This is a genomic window from Bacillaceae bacterium S4-13-56 (genome assembly GCA_040191315.1).
Lineage (GTDB): Bacteria > Bacillota > Bacilli > Bacillales > JAWJLM01 > JAWJLM01.
Window position 1 is genome coordinate 1 of record JAWJLM010000185.1, and the last position, 580, is coordinate 580.

General features: G+C 41.9%; 2 protein-coding genes. Both read left to right on the forward strand.

The annotated features are described in order from the left end of the window. Positions 1 to 325, forward strand: a 325-nt coding sequence (locus RZN25_18570; protein MEQ6378791.1) for an IS3 family transposase, incomplete at its 5' end; no start/stop codon positions are given. Then, a partial coding sequence (locus tag RZN25_18575; GenBank protein MEQ6378792.1) for an IS3 family transposase occupies positions 322 to 580 on the forward strand: 259 nt, incomplete at its 3' end. The genes RZN25_18570 and RZN25_18575, both read left to right, overlap by 4 nt.

Genomic DNA, 580 nt, shown 5'->3' on the forward strand with positions numbered 1-580 from the left:
TTCAGAACAGTGGAGCAGTGAAGATAAATTTTTGGTTGTGATGGAAACCTACGCGATGAACCAAGCAGACTTGGCAGAGTATTGCCGAAAAAAAGGACTGTATAAAGAACAGATTGAGGTATGGCGTGAATCTTGTTTAAATGCCAACGGCCTTGAAACTAATCACACAAAGCAGTTAAATCAGGAATTAAAAGAGGAAAAAAGAAAGGCGAAAACCTTAGAAAAAGATTTACGGAAAAAGGAGAAAGCATTGGCAGAAGCTGCAGCTTTATTACTTCTCAGAAAAAAGGCCCAAGCGATCTGGGGGGACCAAGAGGACGAATGATTAACCCATCAGATCGCGCACTTGCCGTAGAACTCATCAAAGAAGCTAACCAAAATGGTGCGCGATTAGCCCTGGCGTGCAAAGAATTGAACATTAGTGTACGCACGTACGAACGGTGGATTTCAGATGGAGGAATTAAGGAGGATGGGCGTCCGTTTGCCTCACGTCCAGAGCCTAAAAACAAACTAACGAAAAAGGAAAAACAAGAAATATTAGAGGTCGTGAAAAAAGAAGAATTTGTAGATTTATCCCCCA